The sequence below is a fragment of the Mesorhizobium sp. WSM3864 genome (assembly GCF_002294955.1).
Classification (GTDB): Bacteria; Pseudomonadota; Alphaproteobacteria; order Rhizobiales; family Rhizobiaceae; genus Mesorhizobium.
Genome location: NZ_NSGD01000020.1, coordinates 13,001 through 28,767, shown reverse-complemented (window position 1 = coordinate 28,767; position 15,767 = coordinate 13,001). Strand labels below are relative to the sequence as shown.

The 15,767-nt window shown below is 58.8% G+C and carries 10 protein-coding genes and 3 pseudogenes; 1 reads left to right on the top strand and 12 read right to left on the bottom strand.

Annotation, left to right across the window (positions count from 1 at the left end):
- Positions 1 to 169: 169 nt before the first annotated feature.
- The 12 genes and pseudogenes from CK215_RS26190 to CK215_RS26140 all read right to left on the bottom strand — a co-directional run bounded on the left by CK215_RS26190 (position 170) and on the right by CK215_RS26140 (position 13,313).
- A complete protein-coding gene (locus CK215_RS26190; RefSeq protein WP_095829657.1) occupies positions 170 to 1,183 on the bottom strand; it encodes a 1-aminocyclopropane-1-carboxylate deaminase in 1,014 nt (337 codons plus the stop codon).
- A gap of 382 nt (positions 1,184 to 1,565) precedes the next feature.
- Positions 1,566 to 2,525: a S8/S53 family peptidase gene (locus tag CK215_RS31460; RefSeq protein WP_170950394.1), complete on the bottom strand. Its 960-nt coding sequence runs from the start codon at positions 2,523 to 2,525 to the stop codon at positions 1,566 to 1,568.
- Positions 2,526 to 2,747: 222 nt separating this feature from the next.
- Positions 2,748 to 3,731, bottom strand: a complete 984-nt coding sequence (locus tag CK215_RS26180) for a S8/S53 family peptidase (protein WP_245418820.1) — start codon at positions 3,729 to 3,731, stop codon at positions 2,748 to 2,750.
- A 34-nt stretch (positions 3,732 to 3,765) separates the two neighbouring features.
- Positions 3,766 to 4,290 (bottom strand): hypothetical protein, encoded by a 525-nt coding sequence (locus CK215_RS26175; protein WP_245418819.1) that lies wholly within the window; start codon positions 4,288 to 4,290, stop codon positions 3,766 to 3,768.
- A 1,492-nt stretch (positions 4,291 to 5,782) separates the two neighbouring features.
- Positions 5,783 to 6,070: pseudogene (locus CK215_RS31655) on the bottom strand (ATP-binding protein); the annotation flags it as partial.
- Positions 6,071 to 6,133: 63 nt separating this feature from the next.
- Positions 6,134 to 6,454, bottom strand: a complete 321-nt coding sequence (locus CK215_RS26165) for an exopolysaccharide production repressor protein (RefSeq protein ID WP_095829644.1) — start codon at positions 6,452 to 6,454, stop codon at positions 6,134 to 6,136.
- 37 nt (positions 6,455 to 6,491) lie between these two features.
- A pseudogene (gene fdxB, locus CK215_RS32025) lies at positions 6,492 to 6,803 on the bottom strand (ferredoxin III, nif-specific).
- Positions 6,800 to 7,002: pseudogene (locus CK215_RS26155) on the bottom strand (CCE_0567 family metalloprotein). The pseudogenes fdxB and CK215_RS26155 overlap by 4 nt, the downstream one beginning before the upstream one ends.
- A gap of 807 nt (positions 7,003 to 7,809) precedes the next feature.
- Entirely contained in the window at positions 7,810 to 8,964 is a 1,155-nt protein-coding gene (locus tag CK215_RS26150) for a TlpA disulfide reductase family protein (RefSeq protein ID WP_170950393.1), read from the bottom strand.
- 22 nt (positions 8,965 to 8,986) lie between these two features.
- Positions 8,987 to 9,370: a hypothetical protein gene (locus CK215_RS30950; protein ID WP_141245535.1), complete on the bottom strand. Its 384-nt coding sequence runs from the start codon at positions 9,368 to 9,370 to the stop codon at positions 8,987 to 8,989.
- 363 nt (positions 9,371 to 9,733) lie between these two features.
- Positions 9,734 to 11,716 carry a class I tRNA ligase family protein gene (locus CK215_RS26145; protein ID WP_141245534.1) on the bottom strand — a complete coding sequence of 661 codons (1,983 nt, stop codon included), beginning with the start codon at positions 11,714 to 11,716 and terminating at the stop codon, positions 9,734 to 9,736.
- 313 nt (positions 11,717 to 12,029) lie between these two features.
- Positions 12,030 to 13,313, bottom strand: a complete 1,284-nt coding sequence (locus CK215_RS26140; protein ID WP_280953090.1) for a SidA/IucD/PvdA family monooxygenase — start codon at positions 13,311 to 13,313, stop codon at positions 12,030 to 12,032.
- A gap of 1,530 nt (positions 13,314 to 14,843) precedes the next feature.
- On the opposite strand from CK215_RS26140, the gene pyrE reads away from it, so the two are divergent.
- Positions 14,844 to 15,440, top strand: a complete 597-nt coding sequence (gene pyrE, locus CK215_RS26130) for an orotate phosphoribosyltransferase (RefSeq protein ID WP_066993327.1) — start codon at positions 14,844 to 14,846, stop codon at positions 15,438 to 15,440.
- The last annotated feature ends 327 nt before the right edge of the window (positions 15,441 to 15,767 follow it).

The following is a 15,767-nucleotide window of genomic DNA, read 5'->3' as shown; positions in this document are numbered from 1 at the left end:
TATGCGGCTCCAGCCCACATTGAGCACAAGCAAAAAGTGGTAAGCGTGCCAGCGCCACGACCACCACGTCGTGGCGGCAGTTATCAGCCCACAGGGTTTCCAACTGCAATCGGACAAGCTTGGCGCAGCGCTGTCACGGCAGACACGGCACGTCGAGACCTGTCGAGCGTCAGCCGTTGCGAAAGGTATAGCCGTAACCGTTGATCGCCGGCGCGCCGCCGAGGTGGACATAGAGGACGCGCGATCCCCCTGGAAAGAAATCTCTCTGGACGAGGTCAATCATCCCTTGCATGGATTTTCCCTCATAAACCGGATCGGTAATCATGCCCTCGAGCCGAGCGCACAGGCGGATTGCCTCCTTCGTTTCCTCGGACGGAATGCCATAACGCGGATACGCATAGTCTTGAAGCAACACCACGTCGTCCTCGACGAGGTCCGTTCCCAGCTCAACGAGCCTCGCTGTATGTTGGGCAATACGAAGCACCTGCGCCTTTGTCTTTGTAGGCGTGGCGGAGGCATCGATACCAATCACGTTGCGCCGTCGACCGTCCTCGGCGAACCCGACGATCATGCCGGCATGTGTTGAACCGGTGACAGTGCAAACGACGATGTAGTCGAAGGCAAACCCAAGCTGTTTCTCCTGGGCGCGCACCTCCTCGGCGAACCCGACATAGCCGAGTCCGCCATTCGGGTGAACAGATGCGCCCGCTGGTATCGCATAAGGTCTGCCGCCCCTCGCCTTGACCTCATAGAGCGCCTTTTCCCAACTATGGCGACTGCCGATGTCAAAGCCCTCGTCGACCAAGCGCACCTCTGCTCCCAAGATGCGGCTTAAGAGAATGTTGCCGACCCGGTCGTAGGCGACATCCTCATGCGGAACCCAGCTCTCCTGAACCAGAAGACATTTCATGCCGATCTTGGCGGCAACGGCAGCGACCATGCGCGTGTGGTTGGACTGCACGCCACCGATGGTGACAAGGGTATCGGCATCCGATGCGATCGCGTCGGGGATAATGTATTCGAGCTTGCGGAGCTTGTTTCCGCCGAACGCCAGACCGGAGTTGCAGTCCTCGCGTTTGGCATAGATCTCCACGTTACCGCCCAGATGCTCGCCGAGCCGGTCGAGCTTCTCGATGGGTGTGGGTCCAAAGGTGAGCGGGTAACGCTCGAATTTTTCCAGCATATTTCCTCCGGCGATGATCATTCAGGTGAAATAGCCACGCAAAACTCGTCTCATAAGCGCTGCTGGGATTGGTCGGCCGCGCTCTTCGACCCCCCATCCGAGCCTTGGGGATTTCCAGCGCTTTCCTTGCGACTGAGACGAAGCGATCCACATGTCGGCATGCTGCGGGTGAGCCGACCATCACCCAGGAAACCGACGGCACCCGGTCGGCACCTGAGCGCAGCCAGACCGCCAAATCAACAGACTTCGATAAAAAGCAATGGCTTCTTTTTTGTGATTGGACCGGCAGTAACCGCCCAGTTGCCGAGCCGAATTTCTGCGAGGCGATTTTGTGGCGCTCAACGCCTCACAGAAGTTTCAGCTGCTCAATCGAAGTGCTCGTCTACCTGATCACGACGGGTGCCAATGCCCTCGAAAGGCTGGCCTCCCCGCGTCCGTAAGTCGCCGCATCATAGTTGACGAGCGTGTCGGTTCTGGCTGTATCCAGCAGCTGATTGGTGATCTGTGTCGGTGTTGCGGACGTGAATTTGCTGCCAAGGATGGCGGCATAGCCTGCAACCACAGATGCCGCGACAGACGTTCCGGTTAGGCCAGTCTTGTCGCTCTCGACACCCACCGTCAGGAAGTGGTTCTGCACCTCCGAATCTGAACCGGCGTAATTCGAATAGGAGGCGAGCCTTGTCTGGTTTTCGGGAGTGCCATTGCGCTCCAGCGCACCCACAAAGATTGCCGATTGCTTCCCAATCAGGTCGAGAGCAAGGAAATCAATATCCCCATCGGCAAGGGTATCTACCGCTACGGACCCGTTGCCGGCTGCCTTTGTGAAGACCGCAGCACCCGCCCGAGCCGCATCGACAATCGACTGCTCAAGCCGGTACCCGCTCACTGGTTCCTCAAGGCCATAGCTCAGATTAATGACATTGAGGCCCTGCTTCAGCGTGAGCGGAACTTGTTCCGAATAGTCAAGCTCGGTTATGTTTGCGCCAGGCGCGACCATGCCGGCTGCTTGAGCGACCCACTGCCCATGTCGCCGCCATTGGGAGCCATGGCCGAGATCCCCCACCTGTCCCATGTTACCGGTGAAGTCATCTATGATAGTTACCGACACGCCAGACCCATTATAGCCCGAGGCCCATGCTGCGCCGACGTCCGGGCTCATCCAGCAAAAGGTGCCGTCGGCATTTTGTGGGCAACGCGAGCTGCTGCCGTCCATGGTTGGCCTCGCAGCCCCGCCATCGCCGGCGAGCCTGGATTGGAGGTCATCGGCGAAACCGGGTGGTGCCGACGTCCATAGGACAAGACTGGCAAGGTACGCCACCGGCAACAATCGCTTTATCTGCATTCAACTCTCCTGTTTGAACTGTTCTTCATCAACAAGACGAAGCATTTCACCATTGGGTAGAACGACCTCGGAACCAAAGACCGATGTTCAGCAGGTTCAGATGAGCGTTCGCCAGGTATTTGAATGTGTCCGCCGGCCGGAGCAGCGACGCCACGGACGGCAATTCACCGCCTGGGCGCCGCGATCCACCCACGTTCGGACGCATGAGGGTAGGGTGGCAGTCTAGTGAATCGAAACGGGTGCCAGCGCCCTCGAAAGGCTGGCTTCGCCGCGGCCATAAGTCGCCGGATTGTAGTCGACGAGCGTATCGGTCCTGGCTGTATCCAGCAGCTGATTAGTCACCTGTGTCGGAGTTGCGGACGTGAACTTGCTGCCGAGGATGGCGGCATAGCCTGCAACCACAGGTGCCGCATGAGACGTGCCGTATAGGCCAGTTTTGTCACCCTCGACACCCAGGGTTAGGAACTGGTTCCGCAACTCGGGGTTTGAGCCGGGATAATTCGAGTATCTGGCCAGCCGCGTCTTGTTGCCGGGAGTGCCATTATGGTCGAGCGCACCCACGAAGATTGCCGATGGCGCCCCGATCAGCCCGAGGGTTAGTCCATCGAAATGCCCCTCGTGGGGCCTACCTACCTCGTTGCTGCGGTTGCCGGCACTCTTTGTGCCGATGGCAGTGCCTGCCCAGGCGGCATCGACAATCGCCTGCTCGCGCGGATGCTGGCTCAGTGGCTCTATGATGTGGTGGCTCGCATTGATGATATTGAGGCCGTCCTGCAGCCCGATCGAAGACCGCTCGAGATAGCCATACTTGAATATGTTTGCGCCAGGGGCGACCATGCCGGCAATTTCAGCGACCCAATCTCCATGTCGCGTCTGCCGACCGCGACCGAGATCTGCATCAAATGGCTGTCCCGTGAAGTCGTCCATGACGGTCACCGATACGCCGGAACCGGTATAGCCCGATGCCCATGCTTCACCAATATCCGGGCTCATCCAGCAAAAGGTGCCATCGGCATTTTGTGGGCAGCCTACGCTACTGCTTTCCGTGGTTGGCCTTCCGGCCCTCCCGTTGCCGCTGACCCTCGCATCGAGATCGCCAGCAAAACTGGGTGCCGTCAGCAGGCACATGAAAAAACTGGCAACGAGACCTACCGGGAACAATTGTGTTTTGTGCACAATAGACTTCCTGTCTGGATTGTTCTTCATCAACGAAACGTACCCCGCATGCCTTTCACTATTGCTAGAACTTACCTGTGAACCGGAGATCGAGTTTCAATCGGCTTGGATTTATGTTTGCCATATATTTCAACGTGTCCGCAGGTCGGAGTTGCGAGGCGGCCAGCCGGCAATTCACTGTCTGGAAGCCGCCGATGGCGCCATAGTCAGCCATGCAAGGTCGTTCAGTCAGGTTCCCGCCCAAAATCGAAGTGACGGTGAGAGAAAGCGTGGTGGACAGCGTCGGTCGCTTTTGCAGAATAAAGCCGAGTTTCACACTTGGCTCGATTCGGACCTTTTCGGCACGTTGGCCGGTGCTCGCGCCCCACAGGAGACCGAAATCATCCGACAGTTGTGTCAACATTTCAAATCGCATGTCGATCCATTTGCTATGGTACCATTTGTCGAAAGACACTTTGGTACCGTCCGACAGCTCGTATCCGCCTCGTCCCAGATGGTTGGCGGCCGCGGTTAGCTCCGAACCCTGGTAAATGCCGACAAGGCTGGTCTCCTGTCCGTGCGCAGTCATATCGCTGACGAAGAATGCCATCACGAACAAGACGTAACCGGCCCCGAACCGTACGCACACCTGCAACGCCCATTGTTGGGCCCGACAGCAATTCATGTGGGATCGGGACGCGTACTGCAGTCCCTCGCCGCATCTTCAACCCATCCGGATGCTCTAGCCCCAGACGCATGGCCGCCAGCGGGCAACGTATTCATTCGCAACAAATCTGTGATCTCCCGTCCTTCAATTTTGCCGAGCCATCTCTTCGCTCTTCCCTGGCAAGCAGCTCCCGTCCTCTCAAGGGAATTAAGCGCAATTCATGCCAATCCGGGTGACGGTGGAACGGAAAAGATTGTAGGATTGTTTTCAGCGGCTTAGACAAAAACGTCCAAGATGCCGGCCAACCAAGGCTGTGTCGTCAAACCGACAAAGCCGGCCCAATTGTCGGATGTCGACGAACACGCTGAACATAACCCACCCCCATGGGCCAACACTCCCTTCTCGCTCCGGCCATGCATCTGAGAGCCCTCGAAAGGCCTTCATTTTCCATTCGACGCAATCCTCTTCAGCCCGGAAATTGCGCCGCCCAAATTTGGCATGCCCGGCAGAGACGGAGCTCTCTGCCGGGCCGGGTTCGCCTTGGGAGGTGGCGTAAGCTAGCGACTTTCGTCGCGGTGGGACCACTCAATCCGAGCGTTTTGCGCAATAGCGAGCATTTACTGTGCCAAGCCAAAAGCGCCTAAAAAACACCCCGAGGGCCAGCTTCCTCACGTTGCGTACCCGACATTGTCGGCTATCGGACAATGCCGAACGTGATCTCGGCATCGACCTACGTCTGAACCAGAGCGCACCCGCAAAATCGTTCGCTGCCATTTCGACCAGGCGAATTGGTGGTGACAGGTTTTAGACCCGAACTGTTCGCCGGCTGACGGCAGGGCGGATGTCGCTTTTAAAGAGGAGCTGTCTGTATCTTCTTCAAGAGACAGCGTGCGGCCCCGAGAGATGGCGCGGCGAATGCGGTCGGGCAGTTGATCGCGATCGCCACGATCGGCATGGACGCGCCGTGGGCCAATCAGTACTCCGGGGATCTCGCGATGTGACGCCCAGCAAGTAAGCCGCGAGCGCACGAAGAACGAAGGTTACACGCGTTTTTCCGGCTTGGCCCAGACTTAGAGGATTGAGGCACTCGAGTGCACCTCAGGCGGGCTTCGGAAGCATCGCGGGTCAGGTCGCCTCGGAGGTAAATAGGGTGAAAGATATCCTCGCCTGGGATGGCGAGCGGGCGACAGCAGGGCCGTCGCACGACATGGCAATGCGGAGGGCTCGAATGGCGGTACGGCGATGTCGACGAGGATGCGGACAGCTGTTCTGGGACGCACGGTAGCAGAGACCTGCCAATCGGCGCCGAACTTTGACCCTGATCGGCGTCGACTTAATAGCCCCGCTTGCATAAGCGCGACGAGGAGCGATCGCCGGGCGGAGCTGGTCGGGTTGCGCAGCCCGGCGAGCGCGGATTGTTTGGGCGGTGGGCGCGTCAGGCGCGGTTTGTCAGGCGACCAGGGTTCGTTTCCGGCTCTATGATCTCGCAGTGATGGGTGAGGCGGTCGAGCAGCGCCGTGTCATCTTTGCGTCGCTGGCAAAGAACTCGGTCATTCGCCGAATGCCAGGTCGGTGGTGACGATGATGGATGTGCGTTCGTACTGATGAAATGGAAGAGAAACTGCCCGCCGCTGCGGGTGAAGGGGACATAGTCGAATCGTCGAGGACGACGACGGTGGGCGAGGTAGTCAGCGATGCGTCCCTGCTTGCCGTTTCGGTGCTCCTGACCTCGATAATCAACTTGAAACAAAGTGACGAATCGGAGCTCTGATCTTGTTGCGGCGCCTCAAGGGAGGAGCAGCGATATGCCGAGCGTTTGATTGCGCTGTGGCACATCTTGAGTTTCATTTATATGCTCATCGTCGCGCGACTGGCACCGAACCTCCTGGAACCTATCGAAAAGCTCAGCCCCTTGCCGGGCTTTGCCCGCGCAGCTGGATCGCCAAATCAGAAAGAGCACACTTGCGAAATAGCCCAGCTGAAGAAGTAGCGAACAGCCCAGCGTCGTGATCACTGCTAGACGGAACGAATGCGAGGCGAAGTAAACCGTCATAGCGCTGCCGCACAGGACCAGCCCGGCGAGCCGACAAAAGGTGATGAAGCGCAATGCCGTTCTCCTGATTTCGTCTCGTCAATCATGCAGCTCATGCTGCGATCTGGTCGGCCGCGACATGGGTCTGGCAGTTCTTTGGGCAGACGCGGCTGCAGGCTCCGCAGCCAATGCCCCGGCATGGTCGACAACCATGACCATGCGATTGAGCTCACCATCGAAATCGTCGTCACTGCCGTCGCAGGCGCCGAGGATTTCACCCGCGTCATTGACGCTAAAGATGCATGACCTCTCGCGAGCAGACCTTGAAACAGCGGCCGCAGCCAATACAGATCTTGCCATCTATAGCTGTCAGGTATTGCGGCACCCATAAGGAGCCGTCGCGGCTGATGAATGTGCTCCTCATCGCAAAGTCTTCATTTTGGCGAGCTCTCTCCTGCACCATCCAGCTCGCCGTAAACGGCGTGCTTTCTCTCGGCGACATCCTCTATCTCAATCCATTTGACCGGGAGATCCTCGGCAAGGTCGCCCAAATTCGTCCTGGCGATTGTCGCGCGCAGTTGAAGCTTTCGGACTTTTTTCGTCATCTCATCCAGATTTGACATGATCCTTCCTCGAAAATCGGTTTCTTCACGCCGCGCCACGTCCCGGTAGGCAATAGCTGCAGTCGCATCGCCGACCAGTTTCGCCGCGGTAGCCACGAGTTTCCGGAGATTCTCGAAGCCGAACCGATAGATGCCTCGACAGACCGACGAACTGCCCGACCGTGAAAAGCACGCGCCAAGAGCACCGGTCGTCTTCATTTCGGTTGTTGACTATGTCATCACGTCTGAGCGCTCCTCGATCTCAAGCTCCACTACGGTCTAAAACATGCCGAGCCGCCCAGCGCGACCGGATCCGGATCGCCAATGATCGGATATTCCGCTGCAGTTCCTTGATGATGATGAAATTGGCCAGCAACCCGGTGTCCGATTTCTTGGCATGAGCCATTGAAGGCGAGCACGGATTAACCGCGGGAGGCGGACGGGCGGGCGAGAGCCTCGCCGTCCTTTTGACGGCAGGGCGATGCGCCGCGTGCGACATTTGGTTTCCTCGATTTCCGTGCTCGATTTCTGCTTTCGGGTTCGCCGACCCAGGGCCCGGTTGCGCAGCCGACGTCCGACCTGGCCGGGGCGGATCCCACGTCGATGCCTTCCCCTGGGCTGACCACGTCCCGGGTCGTGACGTCTTCCGATAGGCCCAAGTCGGCTCGGGCATCTCTTCCGCGCCGATCCGGTGAGAGGTACTCAGGTTCGAGCCTTGACGTTGAGCAAACGATCCAACCCTGTGCTGCCTGGACATACTTGCCGCGGGCGCGCTGCAGAAATTGGCGGATTGACCAGGGTTCTTTTTCACTTGTCGTCTCTTCGCTCTCAGGCGACTGCGCTTTGATTTTCAGCGGCCGTGTTTTGCGGAACCACGCAAAGATCCCCGGAGCATGCGTTCTCACCCGTGTAGTTGGCCAGGGCTTGGAGCAATGCGGTAAGGTAGTATTGTTTGATATGGTCCGGCATCATCCCTGGATTCCCCAGAGATTTCAGCGCCACCTCGATCAACTCGATTGCTCGACCCTTGTTGCCGCTCTCGTAATAATACTGAGCGACCGGGACGTACCACCGGAATTTAAGAGGCCCCTCGCCGTATGGGGGATTCAGTGTCAGTATCTGTTCCGAGAGCTCGTGGCCCATCGCGAAGCGTTCAGCACGGGGGATATGTGAGTTGTCAATCGCGGGATCGAAGAGTTGGTTCAGGGCCATGACCATCCAAGAGACGGCATCGAATTTTTTGTCGATGGCGTCCTCGACCAACTGGCGCATGACGGGCAAGCCGGTCTGCATGTCGCGCAGCTTGTGAAGCAGTAGATTCGCGTGCGTTTCCCGGAACCCGATATAATCGGGCACTAAGGCGAGGCCTTCTTCGATGGCCGAGACCGCCGCCGTCCAATCCTCGGCCTGCATCGCCGGGTGAAGCTTGGCGTAAATCGGTCGGGTCAGTGCTAGCTCGCGTGCCTTGGATTGGTTAGTAGCGATCCGCCTTGCATCGGCGCGTTGAGCTTCATCGCTGTTGCGCCAACTGCCGTTGAGAACCTTTGGCAAAACGTCATCGAGTTCCGCCGGATGTCCTATGAAAGCGATGAGGCCGTCGCGGTCGACTAAGAACGAGGCGGGAATCCCGAGAGATGAACTGGGTTCCATCCATAGTCTATTCATTTCGCCTGTGTAATCGAATGCGATGCGATAATTCAGATTCGGGAACCTCTCTGTCAGCCAAGCATCCAAGCTAGTCCGCGTCTCCTCCGCGGTCGGGCCCTTTTCCCCAGCTGCGACTCCGATGACCTCAAATCCGCTGTCTTGATACTTCTCCTGCAACTGCGTCAGATGGGGCATCACCGCCACACAGGGTCCGCACCAAGTCGCCCAAAATTCTAGGAGGTACACCTTGCCGGGGTGAAAGTTGGCGAGGGGCTCGCCACGCAGCCAGTCGTCCACTTTGATCGGAGGAGCCGGGGACTCCTTATGCAACACCATATTGTTCTCCAAAGCTCTATTCTCACACCTTTCGGGCGTTTCTGACGAGCCGGTTCTCCTCTGAGAAATGGAAGAAACCGGTTCGGTGACCAGCACTCGTCTTGCGCGTTCGCATGCGGCTAGTCCTCACCCATTGTTGCCGCATCTCAACCAGCAATGGTCGTGCCAGCCCGCTTAGTGAGCGTAAGTGTGTGGTTAGCTCGGAAAACCTTTGGGCGTAGAAGGCGGTCGATTGTTTTGAACCCGACATGGTTCCTGCCGCTGTCTGGTTTTCGACACGCATCACTGATGCTTCACGCTTGAGAACCGAAGACAGCTTGGCTGTCTCGCCTGGGGCAATGTTCGGCGTCGGCCCGTCTAACAGCATCATTTCGGGGCCGGTCGAAAATGCGCCGGCGATCTCCACGACCGGCTCCCGCCTGCAGCCACTGCGTCCTGGCCTGCTGATGGCTGAGCCTCCTTCTTGGGCCGGGTCGGTGAGGCGGTGAGGCCCAGCGCGTAGACTGCGAGCCGCCGCCGTTACCGCTTATGATGTTTCGCGAGACGGCTGATCCCGCATTCACCAGCCGATATTTCGTGAAAGAGCTTTGGAAGCATTGCAGGTTTCTTGCGTAGACCACCCGCTGTTGCGGGCATTCGCGCCCGCTTCGCTGAATCGGAGGGTCGAGCTGGGCCAGTCTGGTCTCAATTGTCTGGTGGCGGCCCGTAGAGATGTCGGCTTATGCCGCGCAGATCTCGTCAAGATTCGGATGGGCTATAGGCCTTCGGTTCATTGAGCAAAGGATTGTCGGCTCCCGTAGAACCCCAGTACGGGTCGGATATCAAAGATTGTCCCTGGCGGAAGGCGCCGGACGGAGGCAGGCCATTTTTCGGTTGAGACGCCGATGCCTCTCGCAAGCATGCTGGCAAATCGGGGCATCAGCGGTGCGAGTGTCTGCGCCAGGATCGCAGCGGCTGTAGCCTGAAGCGCGAGCGAGGTCCGGGTGCGGGCGGGATAGAGACGTCGCGCCGCTTCGTAGTCTTGCGCCTGACGGTAGATCAGGCAATCGCGCACGAAATCGCAGGCCTGCGCGGCCGCGCGCCGGACCGAGAAGCCATCATCCGAATAGGCGCGTTCCATCGCCGCGCGATGGAACTCTATCCGAGTAAAGAAAGCGCGATCTGCGGGACCCCAGTCGCCTGCGTCGGGCACACAGCCGCTAAAGTCCTGCTGGATTTCCCGGTGAAGCGCATCAAGCCATTTCAGCCAGGTCCCTTGGAACACCTCGTGCTCGGTGCGGCGTAACGCGTCCAGTGTGAAGTTCGTCCCCTCACCTTCCGGGCGTGTCAGGCCCAAATGAAGACGCACGGCGTCGACTGTCTTTGGGCCCAGAACCTCTTTGCCCCAGACCGCATGGCCACGGCTGGTAGAGAACTTCTGGCCGTCGAGCAGATAGAACTCGTTCACATGATACCGGATACGCGGCGTCCAGCGGGAGAACACCTCAGCGTAAAGCGCGGGATAAAGTAGCGCATGGTAGAAGGAATTGTCGAAGCCGAAGAAATGGACAATCTGCCAGTCATTGCTGGGCATCGCCGCATTCCAGTCGCGCCCCAGCAAGCGAGCTAGCGCCTGGATGTTGTAAAGGATTCCGAAAGCCATCTCCGGCCAAACCCACATCACCTGCCCCGGGAGCCCTTCGGCCGGCAGGGCCCAGTCCGAGGGGCGGGTGATGGGCACCCAAAAGTCGCCGCGTTGGCGTACACGCACGAAGAGATCCAAAATCCGAGCGGGAGCGCCCGACGCTCTTAAATGCCGGTCGATCTCGTCGTAGCATCGATGCAGCGCAAGTTCGGCGCGACGCACGGAGCCGACCATCGGCGCCTCGACCGAGTGCCGCGACCCGGCCCTACCCAAGTCGTGACATAGGTTCGGCGCGCCGCATTCCTCGCAGATTTTGCCACCAGCCGAGCTGCCGCAATCGGGGCAGAGGCCGCTTACATCCGGTTCGTAAAGGTAATCGCCTGTCACTGCATCAAATAGCGCAGGGCTCTGGCGCAGATCTACCGCCGTGCTGCTCAGAAGAGTGCGGAAACACGTGGCTTGAAACTCTGCGTAATCGTCGTCCCCCAACGTGGGCAGGAAGCTGTGGACCTCACAGTCGAGAAGCGCAAGCGTGGCTCTGAGCTCGTCGGCGTAGTGGCGCGCCACCTTTGCGGGCGTCGATTGATCGGCATCGGCACGCGTGGCGACGTAGCTCTGGTGATCGTCGCTCCCAGTCAGGTGGTAGGCTTCGGCCCCAGTCATGCGCAGGAAACGCGTGTACACGTCGGCGCCAAAATACGGGCCTGAAAGATGCCCCAGCTGCAGATCGCCACTGGGCGTCGGCGGCGTGGAGAAGACGAAGATTGGCCTGCGGGGAGTCGTGACCTGTGCAGCAGCTTCGAGGGCGGCCTTGCCGTCGCGCCAGTAGACATCGACGAAATCTAGGTCTTCATCCCCATCATTGCACAGCACATGCGCTTCAAAGGGGTGGAACAGAACGACGTCGCCGGCTTTGACCGGGATTTCCCCAAGGTCGGTCCTGACCTTGCCCGCCCCAGACAGGACTACGAAGGCCTCGATTTCGTCGTGCCGATGAGGCTCGGATGTGACCCCTGGTGCCACCTTGCCGAATGAAAACCCGGTGCCCGCGCTTCCCGTTCCAAGCGTGGCTATGTCGATACCGAACGCACGCGACAGCTCCGTTCGAGAAAACCTGTATTTGCGCATGACGAAGCTCAGCCGTTGAAGCAGTGGTATCTTCGGCTGCGAACGCAACAGCCTCTGCTGCAAGTTGCGAAGAGAGGCGGCAGCCCGGACCGGTTGGCGGCCCCCGCGAGAACAATCCGGCTTTAGCCGAGGCGGGCTAAGACTGCGCGCCAGTAGGAATTTGGACGCCGGTGGCTACCTCTATCCGACGTGCCGACGCGTCGTAACGGGGCTGCGATACTCCAGTAGCCACAAATCAGAACGCAATGCTCCGCGCATTTTTGGCGGTCGATCGTTCCTTGGATGCCACCGCCAAGGATCCGCAGTCGGCCGGTCATATCCCGCTGCCCATTTCTTCTGCAACGGTGTCGGACCAGCACTCGACTGAGGTAGGGCCGATGAAGCCGGGATGCTCGGGGTTGGCGCGCGGCGCGCGCCCCAGAAGGCTGTCGAGGATGCGACGCGCTCGCCAGGCCAGCAGGCTTAGATTCGGATCAGCCAGCCCACGCTGCCCTAGGCTCGCGTTCTGTACGAAGATGCGGCTGTCACACGGTCCGTCCCAGCACACCGAAAAATCTTCGCGAATAGCCAATTCATTGTCGATCTTTTCAAGCCGGTTCGCGATCGGTTCCAAGAAGCCTGGCACCGCGTTCTCGTACCCGGTGGCCAGGATGACGATGTCGGCCGTGACGTCTTCGGACTCCTCCATGCCGTGCTGCAGGGTGAGTCTGTGGCCCGCGCCGGCGTTGATGCAGTGCGAGACAGTGCAGCCCGGCCGCAGAGTGATTTCGCATCGGTTTGGCTCTAGAAACGCGTGGCGGTAAAGCGCCTGATAGATCGCGCGCAACGTGCTTTCCGCAACGCCGTCCGAAGCAAGCACGAAGCGCCGCAGGAACAGCTTGCGCTGCGACTCGCGCATTGACGCAAAACGATCCGAAAAGAAGGGCATGAACAACTCGTTTGTGAACGGGCTGTTGTCGATGGGAAGGAAGTTTTCCCGCTGTGAGACCCAGGTTATCGAGACAGGCCGCCGTCCTTTTGGCAGGCCAACAAGGTGCAACAGCACCTCGGCTCCGGACTGTCCGCCGCCGACCACGCAGACATGGCTATTGTGCACCTCAGGATGGATGTGCAGCAATTCAGATGAGTGGAACAGGTTGCGTCCAATCCAGCCCTGAAACTGACGCGGAATATGCGCCTGCTTGCCAATGCCGACCACGACGTTTCTGGCACCGAGAACCGCCCTATCGGTGCGCACCCGAAACTCGCCGTCAAAGCGGATTTCGCGCACGGTCTCGCCGCCGCGGACAAGCGGGTTCTTGTGGAAGGCCCAGTTCAGGTATTGCTCGAACTCAGCTCTGAGCACGGCTTCGAAGTGTGCATTCAGGAAGTGGTACAGACGCCCGTTCTCATGGAGGTAGTTCACGAAAGTGTAGGCTGATCGCGGGTTCACCAGCGTGACCAAATCCTTGAAGTGGCTGACCTGGAGCTCCGAGGAATCGAATGCGCTGCCTGGGTGCCAGCGGAAGTCGACTTGCCGATCCAGGAACAGTGCCCCTTGCCCCATTTGCTCGTGCATCTGGCACGCCAGGCTCAAATTCGACGGCCCAGCTCCCACTCCAATGCAAGAGAGCTCCACTTGTCTTGCTCCTTTAGGTGCTTCCCAACTAGGCGATGTTCGCGAGGAATATCGGCTCTGGCCATCGGCTTCAGTCTCCACGCGGACGATCTCGACTTCGGTGCCGCTGGATTTGCTGGATTTTGTCCCCGCTTTCGTATGGTCGGGTATGAAGCCCACATGGATCCCGGCCAAGTGATGCGATCGACACTTATGTCCACGACTTGTGGGCGTGGACGGGATCGACGTATCTCCGCCCGCTTCGATGATCGCGTTTCGGTCAGCGACATGCTTTCGAGGCTTGTTCCGTGTTTCAATCGGCAAAGCCGCCCGCCTCCACAATGGTACGCCTTCCTTCGACCGACTTGGGGATCGGCGAGGGCGCGGTCTCGAATGCGGCGACATTGAGCCTGCTCATAGGAGGGCATCCGCTGATGTTTTTCGGAAGATCCCCCGCATCAAACGTGCCAGAAGGAAACTTTCATGGAAGCAACGGTTAGCGGGTTTGTGATCCTGTCGGGTATCCGACAATGAGGCGGGAAACCTTGCGCCGGTGGCCGATTTGCCGCGTCGCCGTCCTCTTGCCATGAGCCGCTAGTTAATCGGGCAGCTCCGCATCGGAATTTTCTCTCAGGACGGCCAGCAACCCAGGTTCACGGACTGTGGCGCGGTAAAAGGCTCTTGCCCTTCTCGCGGCCGAAATCTGAAAAGGCGCCTTTGGAAGCCGGGGTCCCACGAGGTCTCTCCCGTCTTGCGGAAGATTGAGAAGAGATCCGGATTTTGAGACGCAGAACCCAGCTAAAGGCGGTCACACTATGTCGAGGCCGTGTGCCACATCCTGCAGCACCACGAGCCTGACGGTGCTCGTGTGACCAGCGAGACGCATTCGATCCGCAGCTTTGTGGAGGCTGCCCCAGGCGGGTCCGCAAGGAGATATTTTGGGAAGGCGAAGTGTTGACGGGTTGGGCCGCGAACGCAGGAATAACCAGGCGCTGATCCAAAAAGACAACGTTGTTTCGGGCCAATCGAGGTTGGACCTGCTGATCGGTCGTCAGACGAAGCGAGCCAACTTGCGCCGCGGTGCGATGAACGAAATTCTCGCCGGCTCGAACTTTACCGCCTTACGAGGAGGTTGCACAAAAAGCGCGGCCTTGCCCAATCGTACCACAAGGGGGCCGACAGGGCGGCCGAAATGTGCAACCTGGTTAAGAAGCTGGCGCAACGGAGCCGAGCGAGGCGGACTCGAGGGGACGAGGATGAAAGCGCGCAAATCCTTAAAGAGACGGCGCGCGTCGAGAAAACTCGTGTCTGGCTGAGATCGGGGCAAGGGTAGCCAAGGCTCCCCAACCGTGGCGAGGCCCGTGATCACGCTTTAGGCACCCAATAATGATAATGGAAAAATCTGCGCGAAACGGTCGCACCGGTATTGACATTAATTGACACTCCCCGCGAACACTTGCATAAGCCACATAGCGGTAGTGACTAGGTGCATGCCGCACCCAAATTTTCCCTAGGGGCGAGGTCTGATCTATGGCGGCACTGGCGAAATTCAGACCAGTTGATTCCGGCCAACACGACAAGGACGAACTCCGCGAGATTGTCCGTGAGCGCTCTTTTCGATTCGGACGCTACACGCTCTCGTCGGGCATAGAGAGCGACATCTATTTCAATATGAAGCCTACCATGATGGTGGCGCGAGGCGCGCAACTTGCCGCTCTTGAGTTCCTAAAAATAGCTAAGCAAGTGAAAGCAGAGTACGTCGGCGGACTTGAAATGGGAGCGGTCCCCGTAATCGGATCGATGGCGGCTGTCAGCTCGGTGATGAACAATCCCATAAACACGATCTTCGTTCGCAAGGCTCCAAAGGCCCATGGCACAAGGGATGTGATTGAAGGTCTTGGGCCTAAAGAAGATCTTCAGGGAAAAGTGGTCCTAATCGTTGACGACGTTGCCACAAGCGGCAAGTCGATATTGAAGGCGATTGAAGAGGTTCGCCGCGTCGGCGGCATTGTGGGTGACGCTGCTTGCCTCGTGGACCGTGACGAGGGAGCTACGGCCCTGCTAGCCCAACATGGCGTCACGCTGCACTCCGTACTGCACGCGAGCGAATTTGTGGAACGCCACTGACAATCTCGTACAACGTCTTTCCGGCGACCTAGCCTTGGAGGACATTCCGCCGCTTTGCAGCGAGTGCAGGCGCCTCGCGAACAAGAGTGATTGCCCTTGCCCATCCTCCCTCCTTTTGGTGCAACATATGCTCGCTGCCGTTCACCAGCGGGTTGACGCTATTGACTACCTCTCAGAGCAACGCGCCCTAAGACTGAAGGCTTTTACCGGCTATCTGGCGGCGGTCGTTCGAATAGCTTCAAAGAGAGGCGACGCGGCACCCTGGATTGATCTAGCAACCCGGTTTAGCGCTCTTTTCGGTCCCGACGAGGTTGCCCATTAATCTCG

What these genes read in the sequence shown, in the direction of transcription:
- CK215_RS26190 (WP_095829657.1), bottom strand. Translation starts at nt 1,183, where the DNA reads ATGCTGGAAAAATTCGAGCGTTACCCGCTCACCTTTGGACCCACACCC.
- CK215_RS31460 (WP_170950394.1), bottom strand. Translation starts at nt 2,525, where the DNA reads ATGCAGATAAAGCGATTGTTGCCGGTGGCGTACCTTGCCAGTCTTGTC.
- CK215_RS26180 (WP_245418820.1), bottom strand. Translation starts at nt 3,731, where the DNA reads ATGAAGAACAATCCAGACAGGAAGTCTATTGTGCACAAAACACAATTG.
- CK215_RS26175 (WP_245418819.1), bottom strand. Translation starts at nt 4,290, where the DNA reads ATGGCATTCTTCGTCAGCGATATGACTGCGCACGGACAGGAGACCAGC.
- CK215_RS26150 (WP_170950393.1), bottom strand. Translation starts at nt 8,964, where the DNA reads ATGGTGTTGCATAAGGAGTCCCCGGCTCCTCCGATCAAAGTGGACGAC.
- CK215_RS26145 (WP_141245534.1), bottom strand. Translation starts at nt 11,716, where the DNA reads ATGCGCAAATACAGGTTTTCTCGAACGGAGCTGTCGCGTGCGTTCGGT.
- pyrE (WP_066993327.1), top strand. Translation starts at nt 14,844, where the DNA reads ATGGCGGCACTGGCGAAATTCAGACCAGTTGATTCCGGCCAACACGAC.